General features: G+C 66.2%; 20 protein-coding genes and 1 pseudogene. 10 read left to right on the top strand and 11 right to left on the bottom strand.

Translation table 11 applies throughout. The features are described 5' to 3' along the window. Nucleotides 1-12 precede the first annotated feature (12 nt). Nucleotides 13-621, bottom strand: coding sequence for a nuclear transport factor 2 family protein (locus tag QX048_RS11205; RefSeq protein WP_315718238.1), 609 nt, complete (start codon nt 619-621; stop codon nt 13-15). A gap of 837 nt (nt 622-1,458) precedes the next feature. On the opposite strand from QX048_RS11205, the pseudogene QX048_RS35245 reads away from it, so the two are divergent. Beyond that, nucleotides 1,459-1,683 (top strand): annotated as a pseudogene (locus QX048_RS35245) (DnaJ family domain-containing protein); the annotation flags it as partial. 573 nt (nt 1,684-2,256) lie between these two features. Here the strand turns inward: QX048_RS35245 and QX048_RS11200 are convergent. The 8 genes from QX048_RS11200 to QX048_RS11165 form a co-directional block, all read right to left on the bottom strand. Next, the gene (locus tag QX048_RS11200; RefSeq protein WP_315718237.1) at nt 2,257-2,925 is read right to left on the bottom strand and encodes a DUF1109 domain-containing protein; all 669 of its coding nucleotides are present in this window, start codon (nt 2,923-2,925) and stop codon (nt 2,257-2,259) included. Then, the gene (locus QX048_RS11195) at nt 2,922-3,554 is read right to left on the bottom strand and encodes a sigma-70 family RNA polymerase sigma factor (RefSeq protein ID WP_315827024.1); all 633 of its coding nucleotides are present in this window, start codon (nt 3,552-3,554) and stop codon (nt 2,922-2,924) included. The genes QX048_RS11200 and QX048_RS11195 overlap by 4 nt, the downstream gene beginning before the upstream one ends. Continuing rightward, nucleotides 3,544-4,050 (bottom strand): DoxX family protein, encoded by a 507-nt coding sequence (locus tag QX048_RS11190; RefSeq protein WP_409977990.1) that lies wholly within the window; start codon nt 4,048-4,050, stop codon nt 3,544-3,546. The genes QX048_RS11195 and QX048_RS11190 overlap by 11 nt, the downstream gene beginning before the upstream one ends. Further along, nucleotides 4,047-4,838 carry a DNA-binding domain-containing protein gene (locus tag QX048_RS11185; protein WP_316200704.1) on the bottom strand — a complete coding sequence of 264 codons (792 nt, stop codon included), beginning with the start codon at nt 4,836-4,838 and terminating at the stop codon, nt 4,047-4,049. Before QX048_RS11185 ends, QX048_RS11190 begins: the two co-directional genes overlap by 4 nt. Continuing rightward, complete coding sequence (locus QX048_RS11180; RefSeq protein ID WP_315827026.1) at nt 4,819-5,706, bottom strand: DUF692 domain-containing protein; 888 nt, start codon at nt 5,704-5,706, stop codon at nt 4,819-4,821. Before QX048_RS11180 ends, QX048_RS11185 begins: the two co-directional genes overlap by 20 nt. Before the next feature lie 55 nt (nt 5,707-5,761). Continuing rightward, entirely contained in the window at nt 5,762-6,109 is a 348-nt protein-coding gene (locus QX048_RS11175) for a DUF2282 domain-containing protein (RefSeq protein ID WP_315718233.1), read from the bottom strand. Between the two features lie 127 nt (nt 6,110-6,236). Further along, entirely contained in the window at nt 6,237-6,833 is a 597-nt protein-coding gene (locus QX048_RS11170) for a TlpA disulfide reductase family protein (protein ID WP_316167702.1), read from the bottom strand. Next, the gene (locus tag QX048_RS11165) at nt 6,830-7,234 is read right to left on the bottom strand and encodes a hypothetical protein (protein WP_315718230.1); all 405 of its coding nucleotides are present in this window, start codon (nt 7,232-7,234) and stop codon (nt 6,830-6,832) included. Before QX048_RS11165 ends, QX048_RS11170 begins: the two co-directional genes overlap by 4 nt. Before the next feature lie 461 nt (nt 7,235-7,695). On the opposite strand from QX048_RS11165, the gene QX048_RS11160 reads away from it, so the two are divergent. The 4 genes from QX048_RS11160 (at nt 7,696) to QX048_RS11145 (ending at nt 13,518) form a co-directional block, all read left to right on the top strand. Next, complete coding sequence (locus QX048_RS11160; protein ID WP_315827029.1) at nt 7,696-8,649, top strand: ABC transporter ATP-binding protein; 954 nt, start codon at nt 7,696-7,698, stop codon at nt 8,647-8,649. Continuing rightward, nucleotides 8,642-11,566, top strand: a complete 2,925-nt coding sequence (locus QX048_RS11155; protein WP_316192150.1) for a Gldg family protein — start codon at nt 8,642-8,644, stop codon at nt 11,564-11,566. Before QX048_RS11160 ends, QX048_RS11155 begins: the two co-directional genes overlap by 8 nt. After that, nucleotides 11,563-12,717 carry a DUF4340 domain-containing protein gene (locus QX048_RS11150; RefSeq protein ID WP_316192152.1) on the top strand — a complete coding sequence of 385 codons (1,155 nt, stop codon included), beginning with the start codon at nt 11,563-11,565 and terminating at the stop codon, nt 12,715-12,717. The genes QX048_RS11155 and QX048_RS11150 overlap by 4 nt, the downstream gene beginning before the upstream one ends. 321 nt (nt 12,718-13,038) lie before the next feature. Further along, nucleotides 13,039-13,518: a VOC family protein gene (locus tag QX048_RS11145; RefSeq protein ID WP_315718226.1), complete on the top strand. Its 480-nt coding sequence runs from the start codon at nt 13,039-13,041 to the stop codon at nt 13,516-13,518. A gap of 39 nt (nt 13,519-13,557) precedes the next feature. Here the strand turns inward: QX048_RS11145 and QX048_RS11140 are convergent, their stop codons facing one another. After that, nucleotides 13,558-14,277, bottom strand: coding sequence for a class I SAM-dependent methyltransferase (locus QX048_RS11140; RefSeq protein ID WP_315718225.1), 720 nt, complete (start codon nt 14,275-14,277; stop codon nt 13,558-13,560). 267 nt (nt 14,278-14,544) lie between these two features. On the opposite strand from QX048_RS11140, the gene QX048_RS11135 reads away from it, so the two are divergent. From QX048_RS11135 to QX048_RS11120, 4 genes are all read left to right on the top strand, one after another. After that, nucleotides 14,545-14,853, top strand: coding sequence for a hypothetical protein (locus QX048_RS11135; protein ID WP_316171619.1), 309 nt, complete (start codon nt 14,545-14,547; stop codon nt 14,851-14,853). Between the two features lie 302 nt (nt 14,854-15,155). Further along, nucleotides 15,156-15,521, top strand: coding sequence for a hypothetical protein (locus QX048_RS11130; RefSeq protein WP_316200705.1), 366 nt, complete (start codon nt 15,156-15,158; stop codon nt 15,519-15,521). Between the two features lie 73 nt (nt 15,522-15,594). Further along, nucleotides 15,595-16,401, top strand: a complete 807-nt coding sequence (locus QX048_RS11125; RefSeq protein ID WP_316192158.1) for a sensor histidine kinase — start codon at nt 15,595-15,597, stop codon at nt 16,399-16,401. Further along, entirely contained in the window at nt 16,392-16,763 is a 372-nt protein-coding gene (locus QX048_RS11120) for a signal transduction histidine kinase (protein ID WP_316192159.1), read from the top strand. Before QX048_RS11125 ends, QX048_RS11120 begins: the two co-directional genes overlap by 10 nt. Nucleotides 16,764-16,782: 19 nt before the next feature. On the opposite strand, the gene QX048_RS11115 is transcribed toward QX048_RS11120, so the two are convergent. Continuing rightward, on the bottom strand, nt 16,783-17,703 hold the full coding sequence (locus tag QX048_RS11115; RefSeq protein WP_315750345.1) for a LysR family transcriptional regulator: 921 nt from the start codon (nt 17,701-17,703) through the stop codon (nt 16,783-16,785). Nucleotides 17,704-17,837: 134 nt separating this feature from the next. Between QX048_RS11115 and QX048_RS11110 the strand changes: the two genes are divergently transcribed. Then, entirely contained in the window at nt 17,838-19,118 is a 1,281-nt protein-coding gene (locus QX048_RS11110; RefSeq protein WP_316192161.1) for a gallate dioxygenase, read from the top strand. Nucleotides 19,119-19,146 lie beyond the last annotated feature (28 nt).

The raw sequence follows: 19,146 nt of genomic DNA, 5'->3' as shown, positions 1-19,146 counted from the left end.
AGGGGCCGATGATCACAGCCCCTCGCCCCGCAGCCACGCGGCGCCGCACGCATAGAGCGCTTCGACCTCCGGCCCCTTCAGCCCGGGCATGTCGCGCTTCACCGTGTAGCCGATGCGCGTCTGCAGATAGGCGAGATGCCGATACCCCACGGGAAACTGCTCCAGCAGCGCGCGATCCAGCGCCGGCACCGCGCCCGGCGTCACCGGGTCCATGCGATCCTTCTCGTAGATCGGCTGGCGCAGCACGATGCCCCATTTGCCCGCGCGCTTCTCGAGGAAGTCGTAGAAGCGGCCGGTGCAGAGCACGTCGCACACGACGCCTTCGACCTCGGCCCGCTGTGAGATCGTCATCTTGGTCTGGGAGATCGCGCGATGGCCGGCGAGATCGACCGAGATGCCGCCGAGAAAGTGCAGGATGTTGACACCCTTGGCCCAGGCCGCCTTGCTGATCTCGATGAACTCGTCACCGGTGCCCTGCGTCCACGTCGCCATCATCCGCCCATCCGGATGCCACACCGTGCGGAAACGCTCCCAATCACCGGCATCGCGCCAGATCGCCCAGTTCTGCAACAGTTCGCGGATCTGACGGTCGTCCTCGATCTCGGTGGCGGTCTTGGTCATGTGCATTTCCTCCGTGTTGCGCGGCTGCTGAATACATGGATCGGAGCAGCGCTGCAAAACTCACATTGCTGGTGATGAAGTCCAAAACGCGCCAAGCATTCGATGTCGTCCCGGGCAAGTCCGACAACGCGGAGCGTTGGCCGACGCCGACCCTGGATCCATACGCCGCGGCGGATGTGGCTGGGCGAGAATGGTCGACCATCGTGCCTCGCACATCTCCCTGGGGTTATGGATCCCGGATCGGCGCGCGCGTTGCGCGCTTGTCCGGGACGACAGTTGAGTAGATGTCGACACCTTCGGCCTCATCACGGAGGCGAACTGATAAGCATCTTTCATCCCGCGGCACGTCGTGCCCGGGTGATGCAGCATTCGTGTCCCTCTGAACAACGAGAGGGCGCGAGGAAGGCCGGACCTCGGCTGAGGCCCGTGGCCCGCCTGCTCAAAAGAATGCAGGCGGCAGGTACCACAGGTACAGCCGGACAGACCCGGCCTTCCCCGCGCGATCGGTTTTAACGGTGTCCTTCGTGCTCTCCCTGGGGATCGGCGTTCTTGCCCCCATTTTGCGACAACGCGCCTTTGGCGCGTTGCGCAGACCTCAGCGTCGAGAGGCCAGGACCACACGACTTCGCCGTCCGTAACGCCCGCGCTCGTCAGGCGCAGCCGTCACGTCCATCGCAGCCCGCCTCCACGTTCGTGACGACGCGTACGTCCCTCTGCTCGAGGCGGGATACCGGATATAAGCATAATTTCTGAAAAACAGCAACCACTATTTTTGCCGCCGATCTCGGCCGGTGATGGCCTCGTGCCGTCGATGCGACAAAAAAGGTCCGGCCGGGCATGACGGAGCGTAAGCCACTGACCGCGAGCTGCGAGTCCTGGGTCGAGGTGCAGATCCGCATCTGCCCAGGACCATGGCGCATTCGACAATCTGCCGGCGTCGGCAAGCCGCTGGCGGATCTCGATCGGGCGCATGACCCGCTCTGGTGGGTGAAGCAGCTCGTCAGGCGCGAGCAGATCTCGATGCTGCCGCCGTCGCTCGAACTGCTGCGCAACGTCGAGAAGGTATTGGCGACCATCGAGACGCTGCCGGACGAAGCGGCGGTCCGTCGCTGTGATAGACCAGCAGCACGGCGTTGTCATGGTCAGCGGCTGTGGCGCGACGATCGTCAGCTTCGCTTTGCCGTTCGCTCCGGCCACAAAATCATTCGTCGTTCCGGCTCACCCTTCGCGTTGGCGACAACGGCGGTCTTCGCATCCTGTTCGATCAAGGCCGGCCGGCCCCCCGCGACGTGGGAGACGTTCTGCGGACCGACAGCGGCCGGCGCGTCGGCGACGAAGGCATGGGGATCGAGCGGCTTCGGCTGCTTCGTCTCCGCCGAGAGGAACGCCGCGTGCGTGACGAACGACAGATGGGTCGCATCGGCGGCCCGGCCGGCGCGAGCGCCGCCAACATCAGCGCCGCACTTGTCTACCCGGCTAGGGGTTTCGATCGTTGCATGGTCTCATTCTCCTCGCGTCCGTGAACATCGACGCGCGATGCGCGTCGCGACAGGGCTATCTGCGCCCGAGCCCGCGGACTGTTCGCTCCAGGCACGACGAAGGTTACCGGTCCGCGTCGGTCGACGAACGGCGAGCTCAGTCGTGCGCGAAGACACGCGGCGCGACCCAGCCGAACATGCGACGGCCGAACAGGCCGCCCGCCCCGATCAGCAGGACAGCCGTTCCGACGTTCCACATCAGGATCATCACCGAGGCGTCGATCGTATGAAACAGCGCGAGCGCCGTCGACGTGATCGCAGATACGGCGACGCCGCCGGTCAAGGCGACGATGGTCGGCCGCAGCCGCGCCGCGTAGCGCAGCATCACCAGCAGGGCCAGCGACAACGGCAGGCTCGTCACGGCGAGGGTCGTGAAGCAGCGGGCCGCCTCGCCGGGGCTCATGCCGTCTGGACCGACCGCAACCCAGTCGGTGAGGCACTGGTAGCCGATGTTGGACAGCCATAGCGCCAGCGCCGGCAGCGGCAGCAGCATCCACCACCGCGAGCGGTCGGGAAGGCTGACCAGGAATGCCGCGATCGCGGCCAGCACGCCGGTCAGGATCGAGCCGACGAGGCTGGTCACGAATGGCGCATCGTGCAGACGTTGCACCAGATCTGGACGGATCCCCTGGTTGACGGCGAGCAGCGCCACCACGGCACCGGCCCCGATCAGCCAAGTGCAGGCGCGCAACAGCGGGGGCCGCAGCCGCTTCACGGGCCGCATGTCAGTCGCAAGAGAGTTGATCAGATCGTCGGTCTTGATCATGGCTCGTTCCGCGGAATGAGCAGCTTCTGAAGGCTCTTCAGAGCGCGGTGCATGTTCACCTTCAATGAGGTCGTGGACATTCCGGTTGCCGCCGAGGCCTCCTTGAGCGACAGCTCCCTGAGCTTCAACAGCCGCACGGCCTGCTGCTGCGCTGGCGGGAGATTGTCGATCGCCAGCTCCAATTCGCGGCGGTCGGGCGCCGCCTCCACGCCGGTCTCGGGCTCGGCTGCGATCTCGTGCTCGGGAGACAGCACAGTCTCGCGCCGCCATTGGCGCGACTGCCGCCGTACTCGGTCGATCAGGCGACGGTTGGTGATGGTCACCAGCCACGGCGCGAACGGGCGCGTCGGATCATAGGTGTGGCGGATCGAGTGAATGGTCAACAGCACGTCCTGCACCGCGTCCTCGATGTCGCTACGCTGCCTGCAGTGCCGCGCCGCGAGAGAGCGAAGGTAGGGCGAGATCTCCTGCAGCAGCCGCTGATAGGCGACACGATCGCCCTCCTGGGCATGCGCCATCAGAATCGCCCAATCGAGCGCGCGGCGTCCCGGCTTGACGTCCGCCCCGCTCTGCGCGTCCACCGCGACGAGCCTCAGCCGCGGCGCAGGAGCGCTCTGGTCACTGCCCATCGGCGCTCTCCAGTTTTCGACCGAGCGGCACGACGAGTTGATCGACGCTGAAGGGCCCGTGCCCGAGCGCGATGATCGCAACCGCCATCGCAGCCCAGGGCAGATGAAAATTGGCCCAGCCATCCGGGACGACGAGCTGGATGAAGGCGGTCATGACCAACAGCCCGAGCGCGCTGACCCTGGTCGCCAGCCCGACCACCAGGAGCACCGGCAGCACGATCTCGGCCACGCCATCGAGATGAGCGAAGGCTGCGGGCCAGGGAAAGTCATAGGTCTGTCCGAACAGGTGCAGCTTGAATTCGTCCTCGAACAGATACACCGCGGACGGCGACAGCGACAGCAAGCCATCCCATTTGGTGAGTCCGGATTTGAAGAACGGCACCGCGAGCGCGATGCGCAGCATCGGCGGCGCCACGATGAGAGCCAGTCGCGCGAGCCGATCGATCGCATCCGACATGGCCAAGGTGAGCGCCCGGCGGCCCGCGATCGTGCTCATGACGCCTCCCCCATCGTCGCGCGGTCGAAGCCGATCACCGCTCCGCCATGGATCAGATCGTGGAGGGTGCCGGCGAGGTCGAAGCCAACGTCCTCGCGCAGCGCATCTTCGACTGCCCTCAGCATCGACCGCCCGGCCGACAAGGCCTGAACGAACGCGAAACTGCCCGACGGGATCGCGCGAACCACGACGTCGGCCTCGGGACGGACGATCAGAACCGCCTCGCCGCCCGCGTCGAGATCGACCGGGCCGGGAATTCCCTCCGCGACATTCATCTGCCAGACCGTGAGCACGGGAAACGCCGAGCAGACCAGCCGCAGGGATGGATGCAGGCGCAGGCGGAGAGCCGGCAGATCGGCCGGCGCTAGGGCGGCGAAAGCCGCAGGTGTGACCGGCTGGGCTTCCGCCGCATGATAGGCCTCCGCCCAGGCGCGCTCGATCGCCGCGACATCGGCCAGATAAGGCAGTGCCGATGCCGGTGCGAAGCCGCGAATGGACGCCGCGAAGCCGCTGCCATAGTCGAGCAGGATCGGCGAGCACGGCAGTTCGGACAGCAGATGGCGGCGCGCCATGGCCTGGAAGAACTCCTCCCCGACGATGCGATGAACCGCCGGATAGGCGTCCTTCAGCGTCGCCGTCAAGCCGGCCACGACATTGTTGCGATAGACGCCGAACCGGCGCCCGCTCGGCGTCCCATCCGGTCCAACCAGGCCGGGAGGCACCGGCTGCGCGGGATCGAGCAGTGCGCGCGCAAAGCCGCCAAGACGTTCAGCAAGCGGCGGCGTCACAGGCCACCTCCATCGTCGGCGAGAGCATGATGGCCTCGGCCCGGCGCGCCTCCGCCGCGAGCACCGGCCATGGCGGCACCTCGGCGTCCCACTCGATCAATGTCGGCACCGGGCCGGTCGCGCGGATCGCATGCGCACACAGCGACCAGACGACGTCGTCGACCGGCCGGTCGTGGGTGTCGATCAACAGCGGCCTGCCGTGCTCGTCGGCTTCGCGGGCGTGGCCGGCGAGATGGATCTCGACCACCTGCGCGAGCGGAAAGGCGGCAAGATAGCCATGCGGATCCCACTGCTGATTGGTCGCAGCGACATGGACGTTGTTGACGTCGAGCAGGAGACCGCAGCCGGTGCGACGCGCGATCTCGGCGATGAAGTCGGGCTCGGACCAGTTGCTCTCGGCGAACGCGACATAGGTCGATGGATTCTCCAGCAGCATCCGCCGGCCGAGCACGCTCTGCACCTCGTCGATGTGATCGCAGACGCGGATCAGGGTCTCGCCCGTATAGGGAACGGGAAGCAGATCGTTGAGGAAACCGGTATCGTGCGTCGACCACGCCAGGTGCTCCGAGAACAGCCCCGGCTCGTAGCGGTCGACCAGATGCTTGAGACGGCCGAGATGGGCCTGGTCGAGCGGGCGGTCGGCACCAATCGACAATCCGACTCCATGCAGCGACAGCGGATAGCGCTCGCGAATAGCCGTGAGATAGCGGTGCGGTGGCCCGCCCGCGCCCATGTAGTTCTCGGCGTGAACCTCGAAGAAGCCGATATCGGGCCACGTTTCGACGATGCCGCGATAGTGCTCGGCCTTGAGGCCGACGCCGCCCCGCGCGGGGATCCGTCCGGCCGTCGAGAATTGTGCGCGTGCCACCCGAAGACTCCGATCGAGAGAAATGGCGGGCTGCAAGCAGCCCGCCGGCAATGTCTCAGGCCTTCGGCGTCAGGCTACCCGGCCCCTTGGGGGTCTGCATCGTCGTGCAGGTGCCCTTCGGCTCGAGCTTGAACGCATTGCCCTGATAGTCGGTCATGCTGGTGCCCGCGCAGGTCGTGCCGGCGCCGGCGAAGCAGTCGTTCTGGCCCTTCAGCGCAACGCCGAAGCACTTCTCCATCTTGCCGTCCTTCATGGCCTTCATGGTCTCGGCCTGCTTGGCCTTCATCATCTTTTCCATGTCGCCCTTGGCCATCGTCTCCGCCGAGGCGGATGTGACGGCGAGCGCGCCGGCAGCGACCGCAAATGCACCGACGATCATTGCGGACAGCGTGCGATTGGACATGCGTGTTCCTCCATTCTCCGGGTTCAGCCTGCGGACATTGCAGGTGTCTGGCGGCCATCGGCGCGCCTGTACGATGGTTCGCTCCAGTGCGTTGGAAGGTTACGTCGTCTGCTTCGCGATTCATCATTCAGTTGCGCCCGAGATAGTCGAGCAGATCGGCCGCCGCCGACGACGACCAGTCGGCCGCACCCGGGAGGTATCCAACGATCAGTCCTGAAGCCGAGATCAGATAGGTGATCGGCATGCCATACAGCGTGAACGGCGCAGGCCTGCCGCGACCGTCACCGGATTGCGCCACGTACCCGTTCGGATCGAGGCAGATCGGCAGCGACGTCAGCCGCAGCGAGCGCACGAAACGACCGACACTGTCGCGATCGCTGCGGTCTTCGGACACCGCAACGACGTGCAGGCGCTCGCGCCCGACGCTGCGCGCGAGCCGATCGAGCTCCGGCAGCTCGATGCGGCAGGCCGTACACCACGAGGCCCAGAAGTTCAGCACGATTGGCGCGCCGCGCAGCGCGGCCAGATCGAGCGTACCGCCGTCGAGGCGAAACAGCCGCAGCGCCGGCAGGCTCTGCTGCGGCCGCAGCAGCGTGAGCTGATGACGGCCGGCTGCGAAGGCCGGGACCTCGTCGTCAGCAGACCCTGCCGAAGCGGGGCCGGCGCCTGCCATGAGCGCCGTCAACACACCGCCGATCACCTCGCGCCGTGTCGCAACAATCATCCCGCCCGTTCCTCGACGGCGAGGGCGGGCGAGGACTGCGGAACGGCCGGCCGGAACGCGATGAAGAAAAACAGCGGATTGGGCAGCCAGTACAGCCATCCGATCGACGGCTCGCGCCGGCCGTCCGGAAGCTTCAGGTCGAGCCACACGTACAGGAACTTGTAGATGCAGAGTCCGGGGATCCAGTTCGGACGCAGATGGCACGTTCTCAGGCAGCGCCGCCGGATGTAGAAGTTGCCCTCGAACGGCGTGATGTCCCAGAGACCGACCGGCCCCTCGGCGATCACCTCGCCGCTCGGACGATGGGTAATGCGCACGATGCGCGGGCGCCTCACATGCAATTGGATACCTCCCGCCGGCGTGTCCTGATACTGCCATTCGACGGTACGATGGCGGACCAAGAAAGGTTACCAGGCCACGCGCAGCCGCGGCGAAGTCATGAGCACCGGCGCGGATCGCGGTCAGCGCAGCGCGTGCGTTCGAGTTGCCCGCTCACATCCAATTGACCGGTCGTGATCGATCCAGAGCGGCGGCCCCCGCTTGATTCATTCGATCGCGTCCGATTAGTTAGCCGCAACCAACAGAACGGCGGAAACACAGTTTCACGACCTCCCAAGGTTTGCACAAGGCTTCGTCGTACGATGTGCTCTTCCGGATGACGACTCTCCCCATCGCACAGGCCGGGCCGCTCTGAACCGCCGCGCTCAGCGCACCCGACCACCTCAGCTTTCCCCGCTGACGACCGCCGGTTCGGTCGGCCAGATCCTTTCAGCTGCATCCGACGCTCGTGCCGCCGGTGATCGATCCTGCGTGTCGATCAGGACCTGGCGCTGCGACGGCCAACTCAGGAGCGACGCCCCGCATGATCTCCGCCGAACACCTGACCCGCCAATACGGGTCATTCACCGCCGTCGACGACGTCTCCTTTGAGGTCGGCGACGGCGAGATCGTCGGCCTGCTCGGGCACAACGGCGCCGGCAAGACCACCATCATGAAGATGCTGACGGGCTATCTCGAGCCGACCGCCGGCACGGCGACCATTCATGGCCATGACATCGGCACGCAGCGCCGTCAGGCGCAGGCGCTGATCGGCTACCTGCCGGAGAATTGCCCGCTGTATCCGGAGATGACGGTGGTCGAATTCCTCGACTACGCCGCGGAGCTGAGAGGAATCCCGCCGGGCGCCCGGGCGCAGGCGCTGCGCGACGCCATCGCCGCCACCGGCCTTGGGGAAAAAGCCACCGCGCCGATCGCGAGCCTGTCGCGCGGCTACCGGCAGCGGACCGGCGTCGCGCAGGCGATCCTGCACAAGCCGAAGATCGTGATCCTCGACGAGCCGACCAACGGCCTCGATCCGTCGCAGATCGCCCAGATGCGTGGACTGATCAGGGATCTCGCAAAGACCGCCACGGTGATCCTGTCGACCCACATCCTGCAGGAGGTGCGCGCCGTGTGCGAGCGCGTGCTGTTGATCAACCGCGGCCGGCTGGCGCTCGACACCCGGATGAGCGATCTCGGCGGCCCTGGCCGGTTGCGTCTCGTCACCAGCGGGCCGCCAGAACTGGTCGAGCGGCTGGTCACGGGGCTCGGCCTGGTGAAGAGCGTGGAGCGGCTGACGGCCGCCGAGCCCGGCCATGCCTATGCGCTCAATCTCAATGGCCACGCGGCCAGCACCGTGGCGCCGGCCGTCGCCCGCGTGATCACCGACAACAAGCTGGATCTGTTCGCCCTGCATCCCGAACAGCGCGATCTCGAAACCCTGTTCGCCGACATCACCGGCGCCGGCGCGCCGACCCGTGAGGCCCTGCATGCATAACGTTCTTCGTATCGCTCGCAAGGAGCTGGCCGTCTTCTTCGCCTCGCCCGCGGCCTTCATCTTCATGGCGGCGTTCCTCGCGGTCACCCTGTTCCTGTTCTTCTGGGTCGACCGCTTCTTCGCCCGCAACATCGCCGACGTCCGGCCGCTGTTCGAATGGATGCCGGTGCTGATGATCTTCATCGTGTCGGCCGTCACGATGCGGATGTGGAGCGAGGAGCGGCGCGCCGGCACGCTGGAGTTCCTGCTGACCTCGCCGGTCGCGCCGCTGCAGCTGGTGCTCGGCAAGTTCCTCGCCTGCCTCGCTTTGGTCGCGATCGCGCTGGCGCTGACACTGCCGCTCCCGATCACGGTGTCCATGATCGGCCGGCTCGACTGGGGACCGGTGGTCGGCGGCTATCTCGCCGCGCTGGCCCTCGCCTCCGCCTACATCTCGATCGGCCTGTTCGTCAGCGCCCGCTCCGACAACCAGGTGATCAGCCTGATCGTCTCCACCCTGATCTGCGGCGCGTTCTACCTGCTCGGCTCCAACACGCTGACCTCGCTCACCGGCAACGAAGGCGGCGAGCTGTTGCGCCAGCTCGGGGCCGGCTCGCGCTTCGAGTCGATCGCCCGCGGCGTCATCGACCTGCGCGATCTCTATTACTATCTCAGCATCTTCGGCGTGTTCCTGGTGCTCAACCTCTATGTGCTGGAGAGCCTGCGCTGGTCGTCGCAGGGCCGCGCGCCGCAGCACCGGCGCTGGCGCATGGTGGCCGCGCTGACGGTGGCCAATCTCGTCGCCGTCAATCTGTGGCTCGGCCAGCTCCCCGCCGCGCGGGCCGATCTCACCGCCGGACACATCTATTCGATCTCGGACGAAACCCGGAGCTATCTCGGCCAGCTGCAGGAGCCGCTGCTGATCCGCGGCTATTTCAGCGCCCAGACCCACCCGCTGCTGGCGCCGCTGGTGCCGCGGCTGCGCGATCTGCTGAAGGAGTACGAGATCGCAGGACAAGGCAAGGTCCGGGTCGAGTTCGTCGATCCGATGCAGAACGCCGCGCTCGAGGCGGAGGCCAACAAGCAGTACGGCATCCAGCCGGTGCCGTTCCAGACGTCGAGCAAGTATCAGGCGTCGGTGACCAACTCCTACTTCAACATTCTCGTCAAATATGGCGATGAATATACGACGCTCGGCTTCCGCGACCTCATCGAGGTCAAGGAGCGCGGTGACGGCGACAGCGAGCTCGACGTCAATCTGCGCAATCCGGAATACACGATCACCCGCGCGATCAAGAAGGTGCTGAACGGCTATCGCGGCTCTGGCGACGTGCTGGCCGGCCTGCCGCACCCGGTGACGCTGGAGGCCTATATCTCGGCCAAGAACCTGCCCGAGCCGCTCGCCAAGCTGAAGACCGCGCTGCAGGAGCTGATCAAGGACGACCAGAGCAAGACGCCGGGCAAGCTCGACGCGAAGATCGTCGATCCCGACGCGGATGGCGGCCAGATCGCCAAGACCCTGCAGGACGATTACGGCCTCGAGCCGCTCTCGGTCGGCCTGCTCAATCCGAAGCGCTTCTGGTTCCATTTGATCCTGAAGAGCGGCGACAAGACCGAGCAGATCCAGCTGCCGGAGCAGCTCGACAAGGACGGCCTGAAGCGCAACATCGACGCCGAGCTGAAGCGCTTCACGCCCGGCGCGCTGCGGACCGTCGCGCTGTACACGCCCCCGGCGCAGCAGCCGATGCCGCAGCTCGGCATCCCCGGCGGCGGCGGGCCGTCGTTCGATCTGCTGCAGCAGAAGCTGCAGGAGAACACGCTCGTCGACGCCACCCAGCTGAAGGACGGCCGCGTCCCCGAGCGCGCCGACATCCTGTTCGTGGCCTCGCCGCAGCAGCTCGATCAGAAGCAGGTGTTCGCCGTCGATCAGTTCCTGATGAAGGGGGGCACCGTGATCGTCGCCACCTCGCCCTATCAGCCGTCGCTGCGCGGCAATCTCGACGTGACCAAGACGCCGTCCGGCCTCGACGACTGGCTGGCGTTCCAGGGGGTGAAGGTCGGCGACAGCATGGTGCTCGATCGCCAGAACGCCTCATTCCCGATCCCGACCGAGCGCGACGTCGGCGGTGGCATCAAGGTGCGGCAGATCCGGCTGATGGACTACCCGTTCTTCGCCGACATCCGCAGCGACGGGCTGGCGCAGGGCGCGGCGCCCTCGGCCGGCACCCAGCAGCTGACGCTGTCCTGGGCCTCGCCGCTGACGATCGACGCCGACAAGGTCGGCAAGAAGCGGAAGATCGTCGATCTGATCCAGAGTTCGCCGCATTCCTGGACCGCCAAGACGACCAACGTCGTGCCGGACTTCAAGGCGCATCCCGACACCGGATTCCCTCCTGCCGAGAGGCAGGGGCGCCAGCTGCTCGGGGCCATGATGGAGGGCGAGTTCACGTCGTTCTTCGCCGGCAAGCCATCGCCTCTCGCCAAGGACGCGGCTCCGCCCAAACCCGACGCGAAGCCCGATGATGCGGCGAAGACGGCGGCTGCCGACGCCAAGCCCAGCATCACCGGCGTGATCTCCCGCTCGCCCGAGAGCGCGCGGCTGATCGTGATCGGCTCGGGCACGTTCCTGTCGGACGACGTGCTGCAGCTCGCCTCCAGCGTCGACCGCACGCAGTATCTGGCACCGCTCGACTTCGCCCAGAACCTGGTCGACTGGTCGCTGGAGGACCGCGGGTTGCTGGCGCTGCGCAGCCGCGGCGGCCAGTTCTCGCGCACGCTCGCCCCGATGCAGAGCGGCGGCCAGATGTTCTGGGAATACCTGAACTATGCGCTCGCGCTCGCAGGGCTCGCCCTCGTCTACATCGTGCGCCGCGTGCTGCGGCTCGGCGCCCAACGGAGATATCTCAACATGCTCGGCATCGCGGAGGCGCGGACATGAAAGGGCTTCCCATCCTGCTCACCGCGCTGCTGGGTGGCCAGCTCGCGCTGGCTCTCACCTTCGCGGTCAACCGCTCCGATCATGCCGCGTTCGACGCCAAGGAGCCGCTGGTCGCGTTCGCGCCGGCCAAGGTCGATCAGGTCGCGATCGACGACGACGACGGCCACACCGTCACGCTCGCGCGGAAGGACGGCAAATGGGTGATCCCTGCGTTGTCGGACTTTCCCGCCGACACGACCAAGGTCAATGGCCTGCTCGACCGCATCGCCGGCCTGAAGAAGGGCTGGCCGATCGCGAAGACCGATGCCGCGGCCGAGCGCTTCAAGGTCACCGAAAAGGTTCATGAGCGCCGCGTGGTGCTGACGAGCGGCGGCAGCCGGGTCGGCGAGTTGCTGGTCGGGACCTCGCCGGCCTATCGCCAGGTGCATGTCCGGGCCGGCGATGCCTCTCCGGTCTACGCCGTCGAGCTGGCGACCTACGACATCGGCGCGGAGCCCAGCGCCTGGATGCAGCACGACATGCTGGACACGCCGCGCGACAAGATCGCCAGCGTGAGCGTCGGTGACGTCACCATCGATGGCAAGGACGGCAAGTTCACGCTGGCGGGGCTCGGCAAGGACGAGAAGCCGCGGCCCGACAAGATCGATGCCCTGGTCAGCGCGATGGCGCATCCTCTCTTCGATGGCGTACGCGGCAAGGGCAAGGCGGCGCTGACCCAGACCGACGCGCCCGACATCACCGTCACGCTGAAGCGGACCGATGGAAGCCAGCTCATCTATCGCTACAAGAAGGACGCCGGTGGCGGCTATCTGTTCACGCGTTCGGCGGAGGACTATCTCTTCCACGTGAGCGCCGACACCGCTGCGCCGATCGTGCTGGCCACGCGCGCGGCATTGATCGAGCCGCCGAAACCGGACAAGGCGCCGAACGCCAACAGCTCGGGCAACAAGAACTCGAACGACAAGAGCTCGGAAGACAAGGTTTCGGGCGCGAAGAGCCCGGACGACAACGCCGCAAAGGCCGAGACGGCAGGCGCCAAGGCAGATCAGGCGCCGGCGGCTGCAGCACTGCAGGCTGCTCCGACGTCATCCCATGGCGCCGATCAGGCCTCTCACGGCGGCGCCGAGCCGCCAAAGTCGCCCGGAGGCTAGGTCCTCACGACGCGCGTATCCGGCTTCGCCGCGAGACTGGAGCCGGATCCCGCGCCGGGTAGCCTATTGTCGCTCGGCCCCGATCAGCCGCTGAGGAAAGGTATGATCAGCCAAGCGCCTCAATCCTTGGCTGTGCCACCGATGATCGTCAGTCGTGGGGGATGAGATTTTTTTCTCGCTCGGCGGCCGGTCGTGTCGGCACCGGCGATGCACGAACGTCCTTGGATCAGCCGGATCGCAACGACCCGGCTCGAGCGTAACCAATGGACCGCCCGGTGAACGAACGACGCGGCCTGCACTTGGAAGGAAGGGACGTCTGCCATGGCAAAGCACAAGAACACGATCTGTCTGTGGTTCGACAAGGACGCAGAGGCCGCCGCGCGCTTCTACGCCGAACTGTTTCCGGACAGCGAAGTGACGGCGGTCCATCGCGCGCCGGGTGACTACCCTTCCGGCAAGGCCGGCGACGTGCTGACGGTGCAATTCACGGTGTGTGGCATCCCCTGTCTCGGCCTCAATGGCGGACCTGCGTTCACCCACAACGAATCCTTCTCGTTCCAGATCGCCACCGACGATCAAGCGGAGACGGACCGCTATTGGAGTGCCATTGTCGGCAATGGCGGCCAGGAAAGCCAATGCGGCTGGTGCAAGGACAAATGGGGCATCTCCTGGCAGATCACGCCGCGCGCGCTCACCGACGCGATGGCAGCCGGCGGAGCCGAGGCCAAGCGCGTGTTTGCCGCGATGATGACGATGAAGAAGATCGACGTCGCCGCCATCGAGGCAGCGCGGCGGGGATGACCCTCGCCAGCCGGAGCGCAGCATCGCCGCGCTCCGGCGTCACGGGCGCAGGCACCGCAGATGCAGGAATAGCGGCACGCGCAGCCAGCGCCGGCTGCTGTCGCGGGTGATAATTGCTTCGGGAATGGACGGCTCGCGCAGCGCCTCGATCAGGAATCCCTCCGCTTCCAGCGCTTCGAAATAGCTCTGCAGCGGGCGATGCGCGCTGTGGAAGGTCATGCTGAGCCCGTCGCGCTCGATTGCGTCGCTGAAGGTGTAGGAGTCCAGATAGCTGCCCTGGATGACGAAGGGCGCATCCGATGCCAGGCTCGCGAACCGCCCGGCCGAGTTGAGCGGGTGGACGATCGCCATGCAGAAGCGGCCGCCGCGCCTGAGAACCCGCGCAAGCTCGCGCACCGCGGCCGGCATCGCGTCAACGTCCTGCAGCGACATGAAGGCGATCGCGAGATCCGCGCATGCATCGGCCAGCGGCAGCGCGGCCGCGTCGGCACGCACGACGCCGATCGTGGGATCGGCCGCCCGGGCCGCGGCGATCAACGACGGCGATGCATCGACGCCGACCACTCTGTGCCCTTCGGAGGCGAGATGTCGCGACAGCCTGCCCTCGCCGCAGCCGATGTCGAGCGTGAGCGCACCGGGCGGCGGCAGCAAGCGGCTGAATTGCTCGCGATGGTGGCGCCAGAAGCTGTCGTGACCCGGCGCTCTCGCCCAGGCGAGCCACCGGCCGGCCTCTGCTTCCCACTGCTCGCGCAAATTCATCGCGGCCTCCTCGCCCGACCCTGCGGATTCAAGAGCCGCGCTTCTTAAACTGCTTCCTCGCCCAAGTCATCAGCGGCGCGGGTCGTTACCTGACGGGCATGCCCGTCCGTGTGCCGCTCGAGACCAACAGCGTCCTGTCCGATGTCGCCACAGCGCCGCACAGGCAGCCGTTCGACGCCAAAACAAATGCCACCGCCGGGGAACCATGGGATTGCCAGCAGATTGGTTCCATGACGCAATCCCCGCACCCGGAGTCATGTCATGACCATGAAGATTCTTACGATCACGCTCGCAGCCGCCGCGAGCACATTGATGGCCGCAGCCGCCTCCGCTGCCCCGCTCACGGCCGGCATATCGGTCCTCCCGGAGAGCAGCATCCAGCAGGTTCGCATGGTCTGCAACGAGAACGGCCGCTGCTGGCGCCAAGGCCGCGAACGCCGTGTCATCATCCGCGAAGACCGCGGCGCCTACGGCTATGGCCGGCACGAGCGGCGTGGCTATGAAGGACGTGACTATGAAGATCGTGGCGGCATCGGCATCCACGCGCCCGGCGTGAGCGTCGGAATCGGCCGATAACACGTCCGACGTCTGACTCATGCCAAGGCATCGTGATCAGGACTGCACATGATCTACAAATGAGCCAAGCGTCCGACGTTCGCATGTCGATGCAACGATGCTACGAACGTCGGATGAGCCGCAGGGCCAGACTCGCTCTCGCTTCAGGCGATGGCGGCGACCGGATCCTCACGGCAAATAATTTCGGCTGGACCTCGCTATTGCGCGCGCACACACCATATGTTGATGATCACCGCGCGTCCCCCGGCTGCCATCGGTGACTGAGAGCCATGCGCTCCCGCCGCAACCAGAAGGCGGACAGCATGTCGAAAACTTCGAACACCTCTTCGAATACCACCACGTCCGGTGCGCGCGTGGTTGGTGCGACCGCTCCTGGCGCCGCCATTCTTTGGGCTGCCGATCGTCGCCGCGATTCTGATCCGGTGGCCGCCGTTCGCAGTGGGGCGCTTGCGCCAGGTCACCCCGACAAGCCGTCCGAGCCGGCCAAGCGAGAGCGGTCATCGCTGCACGCGACGCTCGCCACCAGGGCGGAGAATGCGCTGGAGACGGCGGGCCTGATGCAGCAAGGCGGCGAGCGCGCTGCCGCGATCAGGAAGGCGACCATCCTCGCAAACGCCGCCGAGATACTCGGGCATTTCAACGGAAATGTCCGCTCGCGAACGAAGTGACGCTGGGGCGGCCTGCTCCTGCGTACCATTGTGCCCTCCGAGGGCGGCATCCGGTGCAAGGACATGTCAGCCAATGCTCGAGATCAACCTCACCACAGAGCCTCCTCACGGCACGGTCGTGGACCCCGACTTTCTGCTGACGGAAATCATCGGGCTGAAGCGCCTGCTTTCCGAGGCCGAGAGCAATGCCAAGACCCGGTCCGAGCAGGCCGAAATCGAGGCGAGAGAACGCGAGACGGCGAGCAGGCTGCAAAAGCTCATTCTCGAGGAGCTGCACCATCGCATCAAGAATACGCTCGCGACCGTCACCGCCATCGTCTCCCAGAGCCTCCGCAACGTGCCGGCGACCAAGGATGCACAGCATGCCATCTCCGGGCGGCTCCTGGCCCTCGGACGGGCACACGATCTCCTCCTGCAAGCGAAATTGTCCAGCGGCGACCTCCGCACGGTGATCCGTACGTCCGTCCAGGCGTTCGACACGCCCGACGACTCACGCTTTGCGATCACCGGACCCGACGTGCTGGTGACGCCGGATGCCGTCATCGCCCTCGCGATGACGCTCAACGAGCTATGCACGAACGCCCTGAAGTTCGGCGCGCTGTCCGTGCCGGAAGGACGCGTCGATCTGCTTTGGACCGTCGACCAACACCGGGTCCGCTTCGCCTGGACCGAAAGACACGGCCCGGTCGTTCAACAGCCCGCCAGCCGAAGCTTCGGAACCCGGCTGATCGAAACGCTCGGCGTGCAGCTCGGCGGCGAGGTTCAGTTGACCTATGCGCCGTCAGGGCTCTCCTACACGTTCGATGCGCCGATCGCCGTTCTCGACTCTCCCGTGAGACCGCCGATGCACGCAACAGAAAGGGATCTCCGATGTCGCTGAGCCAATTTCGCGTCGATGAGCAGCCGCATACGATGGACGGATTGCGCCTGCTCGCCCAAGATGGCGCCGTCGGCGTCGAGGCCTTCGTCAGCCGCAAGGTGATGGACATCTGGGCCGAGTCGATCGAGCACACGGGCAGCCGGCAGAGCCTGTTTCGTGTCCAATACAATGCGCTGGGACAATTGAACCTTGCTGCGATCGAGCGGATCGTGAGCAGGAAATATCGGCGCGGCGCCGCATCCAACCGGCAGCATCCCTTCATCGAGGTGCTGTTCTCGGATATCGCCGACAGCGGTGAAACGCTCAATCTGAGCGAGCTGGTGCGAGAGCCATTGGCGCCGTCATTCCATCGGCTTGCGTGAGACAGGCGGACGGCGCACCTCAGGTCTGACCGATCAGGGTGTGCGCGGACGCGGCGCAGATCTCCTCGAGGAAGTCGAGGAAGGCGCGGGCGCGCGAGGAGATCAGCTTGCGGCTCGGAAAGATCGCGGTCAGCTGGGCGGCGCGGGTGTCGAACGCGACCCCCCTGCCGATCTCGACCAGCCGGCCCTCGCCGAGCAACTCGACGCAATAGTGCTCCGGCAGAAAGGAAATGCCGGCGCCGTGGGCGACGGCCCGGCGCACCGCCAGCGGATTGTTGATGCGGGCGACATGCGCACCGACGTCGAAGCGGACGAGATGGCCGTGCTGCTTGATCATCAGGGTGCGATCGCCATAGCGCCGCTCGCAGATCATGAGATGGCGCTCCAGCGCGCGGACGTCCTCGCCGATGTCGTGCGCGGCGAGATAGGCGGGGCTGGTCACCCAGATCAGGCGGCCGCCGATCAGCACCTTCTGCGCCAGCTCGGAATTCTCCTGCACGCCGACCACGACCGCGATGTCGAAGCGGTCGGCCAGCATGTCGATCGCGCGCGTGGTTGCCTCGACATCGAGCTCGATGCGCGGATAGCGGCGGTGGAATTCGGCGAGCTGCGGCGCCAGGATCTCCTCGCAGAACGCCGGCGGCAGCGCCACCGAGAGCCGGCCGCTGGGCACGCCGACCAGCCCGGTCATGACCGCGTCGGCCTCCGAGACCTGATCCAGGATCTTCTGACATTGCTGGAAGAACAGCTCGCCCTCGCGGGTCACCCGGACGCGCCGCGAGTTGCGGTCGAACAGCCGGATGCCGAGATCCTGCTCGAGCCGGGCGACCGATTTGCTGACCGAGGATTTCGGCATGCCCAGGGACCGCGAGGCGCCGGTCATGCCGCCGGTCGCCACCACCGCATGGAACACAGGAATGTCCTCGATCCGCCATTTCATCCGAGAGCCGCTCGTTCATCGAGAGAAACGATCCGTGCACGTTAGCATGATTGTCTAGCAGGGGAAACTTCGTATGGTCCGTCCCGGCGCGGCCGCGGGTGACAGTCAGCGGCGGCCCATTCGCGGAGGGACACATGGCCCGGATCATCGGCGGCATCGGCGCATCGCACTCGCCCACCATCGGCTTCGCACGCGACACCAACAAGCAGAACGACCCGGCCTGGAAGCCGATCTTCGACGGCTTCGCGGTCGTGCGCGACTGGGTGAAGCAGAAGGACATCGACGTCCTGTTCATGATCTACAATGATCACATCACCTCGTTCTTCTTCGATCACTACTCCGCCTTCGCGCTCGGCATTGACGACCGCTATGTCGCCGCCGACGAAGGCGGCGGACCGCGCAACGTGCCGCCGGCGAAGGGCCATCTCGGCCTGTCGCAGCACATCGCGATGGCGATGATGGCGGACGAGTTCGACATGTCGTTCTTCCAGGGCAAGCCGGTCGATCACGGCCTGCTGTCGCCGCTGTCGATGATGGGCGATGCCAGCGGCGCGTGGCCGGGCATGGTGGTGCCGCTGCAGGTCGGCGTGCTGCAGCTGCCGATTCCCAATGCGAAGCGGATGTGGAAGCTCGGCAAGACCCTGCGCAAGGCGATCGAGAGCTATCCGGAAGACCTGAAAGTGGCGATCTTCGCCACCGGCGGGCTGTCGCACCAGGTTCACGGCGAGCGCGCCGGCTTTCTCAACGAGGACTGGGACAACGAATTCCTCGATCTGCTGGAAAAGGACCCGGAGCGGCTCACTACGATGCGGATCGCCGACTATGCGATCAAGGGCGGCATGGAGGGCGCCGAGGTGATCATGTGGCTGATCATGCGCGGCGCGCTGTCCGAGAACGTGAAGCTCGTGCACAGGCAGACCTACGCACCGTCGGTGACCAACATCGCTACCCTCGTGTTCGACGATCTCGGCGGCGCGCCCGACCCGCGGGAGGTCGCGGCCTATCGCGCGCATATCGGACATGAGCTCGCGGGCGCCGAGACGCTGGCTGGCACCTATCCCTTCACCCATGGCCGCAGCCAGGCCAATTTCCGCATCAACGACTTCCTGCACCGGCTCGTGATCCCCGCGCATCGCGCGAGATTCGTTGCGGAATTCGACGCGCTGGCGGACGAGCACGGTCTCACGGACGAGGAGCGCGACCTGATCCGCAACCGCCGCTGGATCGAGATGATCAGGCGGGGGGTCAGCTTCTTCGTGCTGGAGAAGATGGCGGCGGTGATCGGCGTCTCCAACCCGGAGGTCTACGCAGCCTTCCGCGGCGAGACGCTGGAAGCCTTTTTGAAGACCCGCAAGGTCCCGATGCGCTACTCCGTCGCCGGCGGCGCCAAGGCGGCCGCGATCGACGGACATTGATGGCGACGTACGAGCTGCGTCGCCCGGC

This window comes from Bradyrhizobium sp. SZCCHNS30572 (genome assembly GCF_032484415.1).
Classification (GTDB): Bacteria; Pseudomonadota; Alphaproteobacteria; order Rhizobiales; family Xanthobacteraceae; genus Bradyrhizobium.
Note: the sequence above shows the minus strand (reverse complement) of the source record. Positions and strands in the feature narration are given on the sequence as shown.